The sequence below is a fragment of the Butyrivibrio sp. WCE2006 genome (assembly GCF_000701985.1).
Lineage (GTDB): Bacteria > Bacillota > Clostridia > Lachnospirales > Lachnospiraceae > Butyrivibrio.
The window spans coordinates 1-15679 of record NZ_JNKH01000020.1; the positions used below are offsets into that span (position 1 = coordinate 1).

General features: G+C 40.9%; 16 protein-coding genes. 15 read left to right on the forward strand and 1 reads right to left on the reverse strand.

The genetic code is table 11. The features are described from left to right. The first annotated feature begins 7 nt into the window (after positions 1–7). Entirely contained in the window at positions 8–1243 is a 1236-nt protein-coding gene (locus tag T501_RS12560; protein ID WP_050008300.1) for a class I SAM-dependent rRNA methyltransferase, read from the forward strand. Positions 1244–1489: 246 nt separating this feature from the next. Here T501_RS12560 and T501_RS12565 read toward each other — a convergent pair whose 3' ends face one another. Continuing rightward, complete coding sequence (locus T501_RS12565) at positions 1490–1882, reverse strand: pyridoxamine 5'-phosphate oxidase family protein (protein WP_026509064.1); 393 nt, start codon at positions 1880–1882, stop codon at positions 1490–1492. A gap of 142 nt (positions 1883–2024) precedes the next feature. Between T501_RS12565 and nudC the strand changes: the two genes are divergently transcribed. From nudC to T501_RS12635, 14 genes are all read left to right on the forward strand, one after another. Then, complete coding sequence (gene nudC, locus T501_RS12570; RefSeq protein WP_044915164.1) at positions 2025–2891, forward strand: NAD(+) diphosphatase; 867 nt, start codon at positions 2025–2027, stop codon at positions 2889–2891. Positions 2892–2933: 42 nt separating this feature from the next. Then, positions 2934–3407 carry a hypothetical protein gene (locus tag T501_RS12575; protein WP_044915166.1) on the forward strand — a complete coding sequence of 158 codons (474 nt, stop codon included), beginning with the start codon at positions 2934–2936 and terminating at the stop codon, positions 3405–3407. 329 nt (positions 3408–3736) lie between these two features. Continuing rightward, on the forward strand, positions 3737–5032 hold the full coding sequence (locus T501_RS12580; protein WP_044915168.1) for a hypothetical protein: 1296 nt from the start codon (positions 3737–3739) through the stop codon (positions 5030–5032). Positions 5033–5299: 267 nt separating this feature from the next. Further along, positions 5300–5713 carry a prepilin-type N-terminal cleavage/methylation domain-containing protein gene (locus T501_RS20330; protein WP_050008298.1) on the forward strand — a complete coding sequence of 138 codons (414 nt, stop codon included), beginning with the start codon at positions 5300–5302 and terminating at the stop codon, positions 5711–5713. Between the two features lie 1012 nt (positions 5714–6725). Beyond that, the gene (locus T501_RS12590; RefSeq protein ID WP_026509068.1) at positions 6726–7091 is read left to right on the forward strand and encodes a hypothetical protein; all 366 of its coding nucleotides are present in this window, start codon (positions 6726–6728) and stop codon (positions 7089–7091) included. Positions 7092–7125: 34 nt separating this feature from the next. After that, the gene (locus tag T501_RS12595) at positions 7126–8844 is read left to right on the forward strand and encodes a GspE/PulE family protein (RefSeq protein ID WP_044915170.1); all 1719 of its coding nucleotides are present in this window, start codon (positions 7126–7128) and stop codon (positions 8842–8844) included. Between the two features lie 29 nt (positions 8845–8873). Next, positions 8874–9926, forward strand: coding sequence for a type IV pilus twitching motility protein PilT (locus T501_RS12600; protein ID WP_026509070.1), 1053 nt, complete (start codon positions 8874–8876; stop codon positions 9924–9926). 15 nt (positions 9927–9941) lie between these two features. Then, the gene (locus tag T501_RS12605; RefSeq protein ID WP_026509071.1) at positions 9942–11165 is read left to right on the forward strand and encodes a type II secretion system F family protein; all 1224 of its coding nucleotides are present in this window, start codon (positions 9942–9944) and stop codon (positions 11163–11165) included. 1 nt (position 11166) lies between these two features. Further along, positions 11167–11958, forward strand: a complete 792-nt coding sequence (locus tag T501_RS12610; protein WP_044915172.1) for a prepilin peptidase — start codon at positions 11167–11169, stop codon at positions 11956–11958. Positions 11959–11971: 13 nt separating this feature from the next. Then, positions 11972–13537 (forward strand): pilus assembly protein PilM, encoded by a 1566-nt coding sequence (pilM, locus tag T501_RS12615; RefSeq protein ID WP_044915174.1) that lies wholly within the window; start codon positions 11972–11974, stop codon positions 13535–13537. A gap of 4 nt (positions 13538–13541) precedes the next feature. Beyond that, positions 13542–14144 carry a hypothetical protein gene (locus T501_RS12620; protein WP_044915176.1) on the forward strand — a complete coding sequence of 201 codons (603 nt, stop codon included), beginning with the start codon at positions 13542–13544 and terminating at the stop codon, positions 14142–14144. Beyond that, positions 14141–14809 carry a hypothetical protein gene (locus T501_RS12625; RefSeq protein ID WP_044915177.1) on the forward strand — a complete coding sequence of 223 codons (669 nt, stop codon included), beginning with the start codon at positions 14141–14143 and terminating at the stop codon, positions 14807–14809. Before T501_RS12620 ends, T501_RS12625 begins: the two co-directional genes overlap by 4 nt. Before the next feature lie 15 nt (positions 14810–14824). Continuing rightward, on the forward strand, positions 14825–15064 hold the full coding sequence (locus tag T501_RS12630; protein WP_044915178.1) for a hypothetical protein: 240 nt from the start codon (positions 14825–14827) through the stop codon (positions 15062–15064). 10 nt (positions 15065–15074) lie between these two features. After that, positions 15075–15677, forward strand: coding sequence for a hypothetical protein (locus T501_RS12635; protein WP_044915179.1), 603 nt, complete (start codon positions 15075–15077; stop codon positions 15675–15677). The last annotated feature ends 2 nt before the right edge of the window (positions 15678–15679 follow it).

Genomic DNA, 15679 nt, shown 5'->3' on the forward strand with positions numbered 1-15679 from the left:
GGCAGTTTTGAAAAAAGGTGAGGGAAGAACTATCAAAGCAGGCGGCGCCTGGGTTTTTGATAATGAGATAAACAGAGTTGAAGGTGATTTTGAGAATGGGGATATCATCGAAGTCCTTGATCATGATGGATATTTTATGGGGTATGGATTTATAAACACTCATTCCAAGATCAGAGTCAGAATGATGTCAAGACGTAAGGAGAACCCTGTAAATGAAGAGCTTATTGAGAAAAGAGTCAGAAACGCATGGGAATACAGAAAAGCTGTCATGAATCCCTGCGTTTATGGCTTTGAAATCAAAGATAATGCGGAAAGCGAAGCTCTTAAAAAGCTTTCATGCAGACTCATATTTGGCGAAGCAGATTTTCTGCCCGGAATAACAATAGACAAATTTTCAGATATCCTTGTAATAGAATCCCTTGCACTTGGCACGGATCGCATGAAAGGACTGATAATAGACACATGTAAAAAGGTGCTTTCAGAGGACGGAGTTGTGATTCGCGGAGTGTTTGAGCGAAGCGATGCCAAGGTTCGTGAGCAGGAAGGCCTTGAAAGAATTAAAGGGTTTATTGGTGAACCTTTTGATACAAAGGTTCTTATAGAGGAAAATGGCGTAAAGTATTACGTTGATGTTGAAAATGGTCAGAAGACCGGATTTTTCCTTGATCAGAAAAATAATAGAAGAGCGATAGCTTCGTTATGTAAAGGTAAGAAGGTGCTTGATTGCTTCACGCATACCGGCTCCTTTGGACTTAATTGTGCGAAGGCAGGAGCTAGCTCGGTACTTGCAGTTGATGCATCGGATCTTGGTTGTGCTCAGGCTGAAGAAAATGCAAAGCTGAATGGCCTGGAGGATATTATCAAATTCAAATGTGCTGATGTATTCGATCTTTTGCCTGAACTTGAAAAGCAGGGCGAGAAATATGATGTAGTGATCCTTGATCCCCCTGCATTTACAAAATCCAGGGCTTCTATAAAGAAGGCAGTCACCGGATATCGTGAGATAAATATCAGAGGAATGAAGCTGGTGAAAAACGGAGGTCTCCTTGCAACATGTTCCTGCTCACATTTCATGGATGAGGAACTGTTTGCAAAAACAATCAAGGAGGCAGCCCGCAGCGCACATAAGCAGCTTAGACAGATCGAATTCAGGCAGCAGGCAGCTGATCATCCGATACTTTGGTCAAATGACGCTTCCTACTATTTGAAGTTCTACATTTTCCAGGTATGTGACGAGATGTGACAACCTGAAAATCCCATGAAAGCTGATGTTAATTAAAAACAGCCACTCTTTACTGTGATATGCAATAAGGAGTGGCTGATTGATTGAGCAGAGTACTTAGCCAGGCTCTACACAATCTTGGTGTGAGCCATATAAGTCCGCTTAGAGTGGCATAGCCGATCTCAGTGGAACCTGCTTAGTAGAGCAAACTGATAGAATTTGATTCATATAACTCGGAATTAGTCTCTTTTCAGTCTGCCGTGTGTCTTAGAATTTTACAACCTTGGGTTCATCAGTGAATGATGAGAAAGTAGCAGTAGCGTTCTTGAAGTAAAGAACCTCTGTGTTATCATCTTCTGCTGAATACATGCCCTGAAGTGAAGGATATGCATCTAACATGTGCTTCTTAGCTTCTACTCTGTCATCGCGAACAAGCTCACCGGCAACACGTACCCACTTGCCTTCTGCAAAGCCGCAGATTTCTACCTTGGGGTTAGCCTGGATCTGCTTGGAAACCTCTTTAACTTTTCCGGTCTGAATATAAAGCTTATCTTCAAAAATATCGACAGTACCAAAAGGACGAACTCTTGGCTGATCACCTTCAACTGTTGCGAGATAATAGGTATTGCACTTCTTTAAAAACTCGTATACTTCCTGCATTTTATGCCTCCTTTAGATTTAGATTGTATAAAATGTATTATAAGACTATAAATACTCAAAGGCAATAAGGCAAAAGTCATAAAAGTTATATAAATTGAAAACAATCTATTGCTGGCATTGACTATTACTGTATAATCAAAATATGATACAGGATATAACACCGAAAATTTATAATAATGAATATAAGAATAAGCTTCCAAAGCCCGGAGATTACTTGTTATCTTTCAGGGGCAGGGAGCTTTTGTGTGCTTTTGGAGAGTATGAAAAAGTAAAATTCCCTAAGGTAGAAGAGCTAGGAATCGATTCTGATAAATTGATATATCTCTTTTCCATCGATGATATCGGGTTTTTTATGTCAAAAAATGAAAATGACATCCAAATTCCTGAAGCGCCGCAAGGCTCAGATATTGAGAAAAAATATCACTATGAAGATATACGGGCCCTGAGAAAAGCCAATCCGGGATATCTGTGTTTTGCAGGAATGACCGCATACCATCTCCATGTCTGGTACAGTGATAACAGATTTTGCGGTAGATGTGGACATAAGACAGAAATCTATGATAAGGAGAGGGCATTAAAGTGCCCTGATTGCGGAAATATTATATATCCCAAGATCTGTCCGGCTGTAATTGTCGGTCTCACCAATGGAGAAAAAATCATGATGACCAGGTATGCCGGAAGAGCATATAAGGGAAATGCGCTCATTGCAGGCTTTTGTGAAATTGGAGAGACGGCAGAGGACACCGTTAGACGAGAGGTTTTTGAGGAGGTAGGATTAAAAGTTAAGAATATCAGGTATTTTGCAAGTCAGCCCTGGGGATTTGATTCTAATCTGCTGATGGGATTTTTCTGTGATCTTGACGGCGAGGGAAAAGTGAATATAGATGAAAATGAGCTTTCCCATGCTGAATGGGTCCATAGAGATGACATAGGAGAAGAGGCAAGGAACCTTAGTCTGACTGCAACAATGATGATGTATTTCAAGGAACACCCGGAGTACTTTAATTAAGCAGATTTTTTGCAAAACATACTTGCAAAGAGAGGGGGCTATATGGACGAGAAGATGAGAATAATCGGAAGACAGATGGGAATAAGAATGGGAATTCTTATGAGCTTTTTTATGGCAATCATCGGCCCGTTGTCAGCGGGACATCTGACAATTCCTGGTTTCATATCCGGCTTTATAATAAGCTCGATAATCAGCATTATCATCGGACTTATTATTCCGGTGGGGAAAGTAACCGGAGCTGTCTGTAAAAAGCTGAAACTTGAAAGAGGTAAGCTGCTGACAAGGATAGTGGAGAGCCTGATTTCCGATATCATTTATACTCCGGTCATGACCCTTGCCATGGTGGCGTTTGCCTACAATATGGCTATGAGACAAAGCGGAGGAATGGCGCAGAACTCATTTTTGCCCATGTTTTTGCATTCATGTATCATTTGCTTTGTGGTTGCCTTTTTCCTGATACTCATTTTCCAACCTCTGTTTATGAAGATGCTTATGAAGAAAAATGGGCTGGAATAAATTGTCTGATTTTCAAGATGATAAAAAATATTACATAAATATTTCGCAAAATTACGAAAACGATAAAAAAGTATTGATTTTTGTAAAAAAATAAATATAATTGTAATATGTAAGGGAACAATAATAGAGGATGGGTGATGACATCATTCCAAAAAAAGATTGGTTACAGGAACTGACGATAAAATTCGTACAATTCTTGTGACCAATTTTATTTTTACTCTTTTTTATTGAATGATTAAGGGATGTTTTATAGATAAACAACAGTGGGATGCTATATAATTGAATTAATGAATGTATTTGTGCGGTTTTTCAGAAATGGTTGGTGGAATATGGAAGATAAACTTAGCATTGAATTAAAAGAAACATACCTTTATGAATACCAATTTGCTGATTGGGAAGAACTCAATGAGGATATTCTCAAAGATGATGATACACCGTCAGAAATTCTGGATATTCTATATGAAGCTAATAAGACGGACTTAAGAGTTCTGAGGGGGATAGCAATACATCGAAAGGCTTCTCCTTCGCTTTTGATGACGCTGGCTAATAATGAAAATGACGCGGTAAGGTGGGGCGTGGCGGAAAACTTAAGTACACCTAAGGAGGTTTTGCGCAAACTGGCAGGTGACAAAAGTGAAGTTATCCGTTACAGAGTTGCGCTTAATCCGAATACGTCGGAAGCCGTGCTCTTAATGTTTCTAACTGATGAGAGCAAAATAGTGCGAAGCGGGGTTGCGGCAAATGAAAATGCTACGGAAGAAATGCTATCAAAACTTTCTCATGATGTGGAGAAGACTGTATGCCTTGCAGTAGCAGAAAACGGAAATACACCTTCTGAAATATTGAGCGCTCTTGCCACTGATGATGACAGGAATGTCAGGGCAGCAGTTGTAACTAATCCAAACGTCAATGAAGAAATACTTATAAGCCTGGCATCAGACGAAAGAACGGCTGTTAGAGAAGCGGTAGCTAAGAATAAGAAGACGCCACCGGATATATTAAAGAAGCTTATTAGAGATAATGAGATAGTTGTAAGAAACGGTGTCGCTGCAAACGAGAGTACCCCGGTGGACCAGCTGATGGAGCTCGCAAATGACCAGAAACAGTCTATTCGTACTGCAGTAGCCGGGAATGCTAATTCATCTGAAGCAATATTAAGGTATCTGTCAGATGATGGCGATGCATACGTGAGAAAAGCTGTTGCAAGTAACCGAAACACCCCTGAGAGAGTTTTAGGAAGACTTTCAAAGGATGATGACTGGAGAGTGTGTGAAAACGTAGCCAAGAATCCTAGCTCACCTCCCGATGTGCTATGGTTTCTTGCCGATTACAGAGATGGTTATGTACGAAAAGCTGTTGCAAGCAATAAGAACGCTCCGCCTGAAGTTCTTGTCAGACTTTCAGAGGATGATGAGTGGCTGGTTCGTGAGAATGTTGCCAAGAACGTTAATGCACCGCCGGAAGCACTTATGAAAATGAGAAATGACGAAGATCTGCGTGTAACAAGGCTGATTGTAAAGAATCCAAATATGACAACGGATGACCTGACCTGCCTTGCTGTATCCAGAAATTTCAGACTGAGATATAAGGCATGTGTTCAACTTCTGAAACGTGCCGGGGAATAGAGCTCTTGTAAAATTTATAAATTTTTTACATTTTGTAATAATATTTCATTCCGTTTACACCATATGGAAGATGTTGTGGGAGGGAGTTTTCAGATAACAAGGTATAGTATCGGTTAAAGGATACGAATTGTATAAAAATATAATAAATTAATACTATTTTTAGAAAAATTCACTTAAGTATTCTTGTAATTATCCGATATAAGATATAGCATAAGACTATAAACATTATTTCATAGTTGGTTTTCAAGTTAGAAAAGGAGAAATGAAATGATTAAGAAAATGAGGGCGAAATTAAATGAAAAGAAGGGCTTCACACTTGCTGAACTCCTTATTGTAGTTGCAATCATAGCAGTACTGGTTGCTATTGCTATTCCGATATTTACAGCACAACTTGAGAGAGCTAGAGAGTCAACTGATGCCGCTAATATTCGTGCTGCTTATGCTGAAGTTATGGCTGAAGCATTAACACAGACTACAGCAGCAGACGTTACTCGTACTGTTACACTTCAGCAACAGCAGGATGGATGGCAGACATCACCGGCTCCAAATCTTGTTGGTAGTGGAATAATTACAGGTACAGGTCATTCTGATGCTACTGTATCAGGAACACCCACAAAAGGTGGAAGCTGCGAGATAGAATACGATTCAGATGCAGGAAGTGTTACAATAACAGTTAGTTAAAAACAAAGATGATCATAATAGTATCTGTTGTTTAGGATATTTTGGTGTGTGATATAAAAGAAAAGGGACTGATACACGTTAATGTGTTCAGTCTCTTTATATTATCAGCGTAGTAATCGCTTTTTACATTAGTAGAGAATATAGTGATTTGAAGTGGTGTTCAAAAGAATGAAACTTAACAACTTCAGTGCACCATTTTCCAATTAACTATTCTTTCAAATCCGGCAATCTAAGCTGTGAAATAGGGACTTTTTGAAATACGCAGCACAAATCCAGCAATATGAGCTGCGAAATAGAGATTTTTCAATATACGCAGCACAAATCCGACAATATGAGCTGCAAAATAGAGGCTTTTCGATATGCACAGCACAAGTCCAACAATAAGAGCTGTGGAATAGAGATTTTTGAAATGCGCAGCACAAATCCAACAATATGAGCTGCGAAATAGAGACTTTTCAATATACGCAGCACAAATCCGACAATATGAGCTGCAAAATAGAGGCTTTTCGATATGCACAGCACAAGTCCAACAATAAGAGCTGTGGAATAGAGATTTTTGAAATGCGCAGCACAAATCCAACAATATGAGCTGCGAAATAGAGACTTTTCAATATACGCAGCACAAATCCGACAATATGAGCTGCAAAATAGAGGCTTTTCGATATGCGCAGCACAAGTCCAGCAATAAGAGCTGCGAAATAGAGGCTTTTCGATATACGCAGCACAAATCCGACAATATGAGCTGCGAAATAGAGGCTTTTCGATATACGCAGCACAAATCCAGCAATCTAAGCTGCGAAATAGGAACTTTCTGAAATACGCAGCCCACTATGCAACCGCAGTATAGCACATTTGTGCCTGCGTATAAGGTGTATGTAATTTGAAAATGGAATACAAGTTTTAATTCTCAATTCAATTAGCTGCGTGATTGATACTAATGCTTTAAAGGTGCTATAATACTGATAATTATATAATTATTATTTCGTCATTTATCGTACTCAGGACATTGCCTATGGACAAGATCAGAAATAGCAAAGGAATAGCCAGAGCAGTGGCAATACTCGCACTAATTGCCGCAGTACTTGTTGCTATTATTGTTTATAGGATTGTACGCATCAATACAGAGAAGCCTTTAGTTGAAATGGATGAGACAATAGTGATTTCTGCAGAGCGTGAAGCACTTGTCAATTATCTTCAGGATGATTCTCTGACAGGGACTGTGGCGGTATTTGATATCGAGAGTAAAAAGTTCATAGAACCGGCAACAGCTAAGCAGACAGTTAAGCCCTATGGGAACTCAAAAGAGCATAAGGGAAAATATCTGTTAATTACATTTGGAGAAGACCATAGTATCTCTTCTAAATGGGTGGCACCGTAATTACTTTAGTTTGACATTTTTATCAGGGGGAAATATGCCAAAGAAGAGGATAGGTGACCTGCTTATTGAGCGAGGCCTAATTACTGAAAAAGAGCTTCAGTTTGCTTTGGATATGCAGAAGCAGACCCATGAAAAGCTAGGTGAAGTTCTGATCAACAACAGAATAGTCACTCCGGAAGACGTAGCAAAAACGCTTGCGGTGCAGATGGAGGTTGACTACATTGACCTGGGAAAGGTGAGCATATCTCAGGATATGGCGAAGCTTGTGCAGAGAAATACTGCAAAGCAAAATCATCTTGTGCCTGTGCAAAAGAGAGGGGATTCGCTATTAGTAGCAATGGACGATCCCTTGAATTACTATGCTCTTGATGAAGTGCGCAAGGCTGTTAATCTTAAGATTGTGCCTCTGATTGCGACGCATGTGGCGGTTGAGAGAGCAATCAATACCCTCTATGGAAATGAAAATGCCAAGCAGGCTATTGCCGATTATAAGAGAGAGCTTGGAACAACTGATAATGATAATGAGCCTTCATTATCTCAGTTTGATTTTGTTATAACTTCTAATTCTATTAGCGGAGATGGGGAAGGTGCGCCCACCATCCGTCTTGTCAACTCGATCATTGAGCGTGCTGTTTCTGAGCGTGCTTCAGATATCCACTTTGAACCAAGAGAACATGATATGGATGTACGCATGCGTATTGACGGTGTGCTCAGAGAAGTACTGAGAGTACCTAAGGATGTAACTGTAGCAGTTATCGCCCGTATTAAAACCATGTCCGGAATGGATGTGGCAGAAAAAAGAATTCCACAGGATGGCAGATTTGCAGTAAGTGTCCTTGGCAAAAGTATCGACATGCGTGTATCCACACTTCCTATTGCCTGGGGCGAAAAGATAGTTTGCCGTCTTCTTGATAAATCCAGCACAGAAATAGATAAAGAAATGCTCGGACTGACTCCTGAGGATATGGAGAAGTACGAAAAGCTTATCCATTATAAAAATGGCGTTATGCTTCTTGTAGGACCTACCGGATCAGGTAAGACCACAACCATGTACGCTATGCTAAACGAATTAAATACAAGGGATGTAAACCTTGTAACCTTAGAGGACCCCATCGAATATAACATTGAGGGAATGAATCAGGTTCAGGTTAATCCCAAGACAAATATGACCTTTGCAAATGGACTTAGAGCAATACTTCGTCAGGACCCGGATATCGTATCAGTAGGTGAGATTCGTGACGGTGAGACAGCAGAGATTGCCTTAAGAGCTGCTCTTACCGGACGCTTTGTAATGAGTACCATCCACACAAATGATGCGGTTGGAGCCATAGACAGATTGATGGATATCGGTATCGAGCCATATCTGATATCGGCTACTTTAAGAGGCGTTATATCACAAAGACTTGTAAGGCGTGTATGTCCTTACTGCGGCGAAGATTATGAGCCCCAAAGGGATGAAGCTGAAAGGCTTGGTATAAAAATTGAACCCGGAACGAAGTTTAAATTCGGAAAGGGGTGCCAGCACTGCTTTAACACCGGATATTCCGGACGAATAGGTGTTTTTGAAATAATGATGATTACACCTGAAGTCAGGGAGCTTATCTATAAGAGAGCAGGCAGAACTGAGATTGAAAAGGCGCTTAAGAAGGAAGGAACAGGTTTTGTATCACTTAGAGAAGCAGGAGCAAAGCTTGTTCTTGCGGGTGTAACCACAACCTATGAAGTAATGAGAGTAGTAAACGAAAGCGACTAAGGTTTATAGATTTATATGAGGGATATGCCATGACGACGATAGATGAACTGGTAGCCAGAGCAAAGTCAGAAGGGGCATCTGATATACATATTATATGCGGACTTCCGCCAAAGTACAGGAAGGGCGGAGACCTTGAAGATATGGAGAGCGAGCCTGTAAGTAAGGAGGAGTGCCTTGATTTGGCAAGAAAACTTGCAGGTTCTGAGGAAGCTTTTAATGAGCTTATGTCAGTAGGAGAGCTTGACGCTGCAGATACGTTTGCAGATAACAGATGCCGTATCCATCTCTTTAAGCAGCAGGGAGTTCCGTCCCTGGCACTTAGAATACTTTCGGAGAGAATCCCGGAGCTTTCAACCTTGGGGCTTCCGCTGGCAGTGCTTGATCTTCCGAAATTACACAAGGGAATTGTACTTGTTACAGGTGAGACAGGCTCAGGTAAATCAACAACCCTGGCAGCAATCCTTGATAACATCAATCATAACTACAGGAGACATATAGTAACTCTTGAAGACCCGGTTGAATATATGTACAAACCGGATTTATGTGCAATCAATCAAAGAGAAGTAGGCAAGGATACTCAAAGTTTTGCCATGGGACTCAGGGCATCGCTCCGTGAAGATCCCAACGTAATTCTCATTGGTGAAATGCGAGACAGAGACACAATAGAAACTGCCATAACGGCAGCAGAGACAGGACATCTTGTTTTTGGAACCCTGCATACAGGAAGCGCAGCTGATTCCATAGACCGTATGGTGCAGGTATTTCCTGAAGCGGCGCAGCAGCAGATAAGGCTGCAGCTTTCCATGGTATTACAGGCGGTGCTTACGCAGCAGCTCATTCAGAAAAAGGGCGGAGGCAGAGCACTCGCATCAGAATACATGATAGTCACTGATGCTATAAGGAATCTCATCAGAACAGGAAATACACCTCAGATAGCTAATGCAGTCGCAACAAGTGCAGAGCTTGGGGGACAGACAATGGATCAGTCCATAGTAATGCTTGTGAGAAAGGGGCTTATCACAAGGGAAAACGCACTTCATTATGCTGTAAATAAAGACTTTGTAACCAGAAATATGAATTAAAGTCAGAGGGGAATTATGAACAGCTACAAGTATACAGCGCTTACAACTTCAGGCGATAAAGTAGAGGGAATGCTGGAGGCGATTGACCAGCTTGAAGCTACAGCCAAGATAAGACAACAATATAACGTGGTTCTCTCAATTAAGGAGATACACGGGAGCAGTGCCGAACTTCCGGATATTCTGGGGGCTGAAATCGGTGGAAAAAAGCTTGATCCAAAAGCTTTTACTCTCATGTGCAGCCAGTTTGCGACTATCCTCTCTGCAGGTATACCTATATCCAGAGCAGTTAAACTCATAAGAGATAAAACCACAAACAAGACTCTGAAAAATATGCTGACCAAGGTATTTGCGGATGTTGAAGCAGGACGATCACTATCAGCAGCATTTAATGAGCATGGCGGCGGAACGCTTCCCGCAACTTTCTGCGAAACCTTAAGAGCAGGGGAAGAAGCCGGTGATCTTGCCAACTCATTTGATTCTATTTACAAACACTTTGACAAGCAGACCAAGATGGGTGCCAAGGTCAGAAGTGCCATGGGCTATCCTTTGTTCGTATTATTTGTAGCGGTTGTGGTTGTAATTGTCCTCATGGTAAAGGTTGTACCTACATTTACGGCTATCTTTGAGGAAATCGGAAGTGAACTTCCGCTCATTACAAGAATGCTTATTGGGATATCCAACTTTTTCAGCAAATATATTCTAGTGATTGTCTTCGTATTTGCGGTACTTGTAGTGGCATATCTTTTGTATAAAAGAACACCAAAGGGAGCAAGAAAACTTGCTGAGATCCAGTTAAAGCTTCCGGTTCTTGGAAATATTGCAGAGCTTAACGCGGCAAGTCTTTTTGCCAACACAATGGCTACCATGATAGGTTCGGGACTTCCTGTAACGAAAGCTGTAAGCATAACCTCAAAGGTTATGACAAATGAAGTTTATAAGGAAGAAATTGCCGCAATGGTGGGCAAGATTGAGGAAGGTAAGACAGTAGTAGATACCATGCGTGATATTGAAGTCATGCCGGATATACTGACAGATATGGTAGGCGTGGGTGAAGAAACCGGTGAGATGAAGCACACCATGGACGTTGTAGCAAAGTATTATGACAGTGAACTTGAACAGGCTGTAGCAAAAGCAATAGCAATGCTGGAGCCGGCGCTTCTAATATTCATAGCGGTTATTGCGGGATTTATAGTAATAGCAATTTACATGGCTATGTTTACCATGTATCAGGGGATGTGATTTGGCAGAGTTTATTTATTACATTGTATGCATATCTCTATTCGGACTTGTTTTTGGATCCTTTTTAAACTGCATGGCTATGCGGATTGTCAGGAAAGAGGATTTCGTAAAAGGAAGAAGTCACTGTATGGAATGCGGGCATGAGCTATCAGCAGCTGATCTTATACCGGTTTTCAGTTACGTGTTCAGCCGCGGAAAGTGCAGATACTGCGGAAAGAAGATTTCAATAAGATATCCTCTTGCAGAGCTGACCTTCATGCTACTGTCGATAATCCTGTTTCTCCATACGGGGACTGACTGGATAACCTTTTTCAAGGAATGGATTCTGACAGGATGCCTGTTTGCCATAGCTTTAACTGACCTTGAATCCTATGAAATACCGGACATGCTGCTTATAGTATCACTTATCAGCTGGATATGCTTTTCGGTACTGGAATTCATACTTGGAATAAGCAGTATAAAGTTCATTATACAAAGTATCCTTACAGGACTGCTTTTTGGAGCGGCGATACTGATAATAAGTCTTGTAATGGACAAACTACTAAAAAAGGACAGTCTTGGAGGCGGAGATATTAAACTATTTGCACTTCTTGGAGTATATCTGGGATTTGCTAAAACCTACGAACTTATAATTTTGTCCTGCATTTTGGGACTGATATTTGCATTTTTAAGAAAAAAAATAGATAAATCGGCATCACAGGAATTTCCACTTGGTCCTGCGATTGCTGCTTCAGCTTATATTTTACTTATTGTAGGAGACGCCGTAACAGCCTGGTATTTGACGCTGCTATGAGAGGGGTAAACTGATGGCAAAGAATCAGGGCATATTAGGAATAAGTGTTTCACATGGAAGACTTGCGCTGACCTTGATGAAGGGCGGCGTGGTACGCAAGTCTTACTGGGAAGAAATACCCACAAACGTAGTTGAGGGTAATAGAATCCTGTCACAGAACCTTTTTGCTGAATTCCTCAGGGAACAGATGAAGGACAAGGGAATAAAGTGCAAAAACGCAGCTTACGTTATAGCAGATAGCGACATTTTTGTGCGAAAGATTTCCATGCCCTTAATTGATGATGAGCAGCTTCGTTACAATATACCCTTTGAGTTCAGAGACTTTATTCAGGGAGAGCTTAATCAGTACGTATTTGATTATGTAAAAAGACAGAGCGATGAAGATGAGGCTTCAACTATAAATCTTCTGGCTTATGCGGTTCCCCTTGAACTTTTGACAACTATTCGTGAGACTTTGAGGCTGGTGGGATTAAAGCTTATAAAGGCGCTGCCTGAGACATCTGTTTATGAGACTCTTCTTAGTACTTTGGGAGATGAAGAAGAAGTAAAAAAGGAAAGATGTTTCATGGATATCGGCCGCCGTGCCATCAGAATGATGATATTCAAAAACGGAGAGTTTAAGCTTTCACACATGATCGATATCGGTGAGGATCATGTTATACAGGCTCTTGCAGATGAGCTGAATGTAGATACTCATCTTGCACTTACTTATCTAAGAAATGGCTACAACGAATGTGACAGGCTCCCTGCCGCGATAAATGCCTACAAGGATATTTCCATAGAAGTTTTAAAGGGACTGAATTTCTATGAAATGTCCGATATGACTTCAAGACTTAAGGATATGGTTCTCTGCGGAACAGGTGCCATGACAGAGCCTCTGGTTGAGATATTAAAAGAGCGAGTTGATAAAAACGTTCAGACAATGGACGAGCTGTTTCCTAAATACAATCAGAGAAAGGAAATAAATGTTACTTACGGATCTGTAGGAATTATCCTGAGCGATGCCGTAGGTGTTACCACAAAGAATAATCTCGCTGTTGCGGGTGTTAAGAAAAGAACTAATATATGGATCATAATTGCTTCAGTAGTCGCTGCGATTGCTGTGCTGGCTGTAATTGGTAAGTTCACTTTCCTTGACAGAGTGGGTGTACTTATAGCTGAGAGATATAAAGCCCAGCTCATCCAGGATCAGATAGATTCGATAAGCTCACTTATAGAGGGTGCCGGGGATCTCAAAAATGAGTATTACCACTACACCTGGGATACCATGAACGAAGAGGAACGAGGGAGGATTAGCCGCCTTGATGCCGCAAAACTCGTGGATCTTATTGGAAAACAGGGTATGAAGGTCACATACATGGACCTTGTAAAGGGTGCGATGACAATTGATCTTACTGCTAAAAATCTGGAGGATGTAAGTAAGCTTACGTTACAACTAAATGAGCAGGATATAGTTGAGAGCTGTTCTGTAGTATCAGCCAAGACCATAGAGGATGATGAAAAAACGGAGGAAGTTGAGTCGGGGGTAAATGCTGAGATTAAAGTATATTTGATTACGAAGTCTTCTGAAGAGGAGTGATAACGTGAACATACTAAACAGGGCTTTTACTAAAAATGAAAAAATACTTTTGGTCATTCTTCTGCTTGTCATAATCGGAGCAGGGTATTATCTGTTTGTCTCGACTCCTATTGAGCAGTCTATAGAAGCAGCAAGGCAGGAGCAGAATTCTCTGAATGTAGAGCTGCAGGCTACTCAGAATAAGATAAAAAGCATGGAAGCTATGTCCGATGACATAAATACCAATAAGAAGGCGGAGCTTAGCTACCTGCCAAGCTACAACGCAGGAAAGAAGGAGCTTGATTTCCTTCACGATACTCTGAATAAGACCATGGATTACTCAGTAAGGTTTACAGACATTACAAGAGAGGGCGATCTTATCAGACGTATGTGGGAGATGACCTTCACTGTACGAAACTACTCAGAAGCAGAGAAAATCATTAAGGAACTTGAGGAAAGTGAGAACAGATGTCTCATAGAGGACATGGTTGTAACTCCATATAAGCTCAAAACAAACCTAAATGACAATGAAGTAACAGTAAAGCTCACCGGAGCATTTTATGAAACAATGCATGATGGCGTTCCGGATAAAGAGCTTCCCGAGGACTCTCTTAAGGACAACACATGAAGCATTTTCTAAATGAAAAAGCGATTTTGAAAAAACTTAATAACCACGGTGCTTCTATGGTAGTGGCGCTGGTTGTTTTCATAGTCTGCTCTTTTGTTGCTCTTGCAATAGTAAATTCAGCAATATTGAACGCTCAGAGAACAATGGCTGAAAAAAGGGAAGAGATAGCATATGCTGCAACCACTAAGGCAATGGACCTTATAAGAGAGTGCATAGAAGATGATGCAACCTACAGATATGAAGAAGGTGTAAGCATTGCTGATCCTACGGATACACAGGAACAAAAGGTAAAAGGTTTTGATAACAAGCTTGGAACTACTGTAAAGGCTATGGCTGAGTCAGTTGCTTCAGGGGGAGCTGCAACAGATCGTACAATAACCTTTGTTAGCGATGGAGTAGAGGATAAACTTAAGGGAACAGTTAAAGGGAAAATAGCAATGGCTTCGGATTATACGATAACCATTGACGTATATATAAAGGGGAGTAATGGTTCTTCACTTGCTAATTATCCACTTACTTTGATAATACCGGGATCATCACAGATAGTTAATGAAGATAAACTTGGAACAAAAACAAACACCGGAAGCTATGATTCAAAAGAAATTACTTACATTTCCTGGTCTAAGAAAGGAATGTATGTGATAAGCAAAAAGAGGGATGCATAAGGGTTTTAGGGTGTTATGAGAGTTATAGAAAGACTAAGGGAAAAACTAAATAATCATCTTGGCGAGTCTCTTGGTGAAACTCTTGTGGCGCTATTGATCGCCGCTCTTGCACTTACTATGCTGCCGGGGGCAATGGCTGCTGCAACCAGGGCAGATCTGGCGGCAAAGAAAGAATCCGTATACTATGAGGATTCCGGCAATGGTGCAGGATATGACAATGGGGTTACTGTTTCTGGTTTTACTATAGACCAATAAAAAACACGGAATGAAAATTATAAGAAGATTGACTGATGAATTGCATAGGAAGCTAAAAAGTGCAGGCAGTAAGGGCTTTTCAATCGCTGAAATGTTGTTCGCCGTGTTGATACTGCTTCTGGCTTCGCAGCTAATAGCGGAGTCCATGAGGCTGGCGGCGGCACATTACATTGATTATACGAACCATGCACATGCACAGATGATAATGTCTACGCTCTCCGATTTTGTAAGGTCTGAGATCACAACTGCCAGTGAAATAGATGATTCTACGGGGGATATCACTTTCATTGACGGCAGCGGACTTATAGGCGGACGATGCAAAATCGTGGATGGGACTTCTATTTATCTCGAGAGTTTAAATAATTCGGATAAAAAGTATTATCCAATCGTGGGAATTGAAGGTGGAAGTCCAAACGATGGAACTGAAGGTGGAAGTCCACACGATTATGCAGAGAAATTGGAGATAGATGCAGTATTTGAAAAAAGTGAAGAACCTACAAAACAAGATCCTAACTGGACGTTTGAACTCAGTATAGAGGTATTTGATAAAAAGGGTAATTCACTGGCAAAGGGTAAGTATGAGATTACTGTACCCGGTGAAGTAAAACAATGATT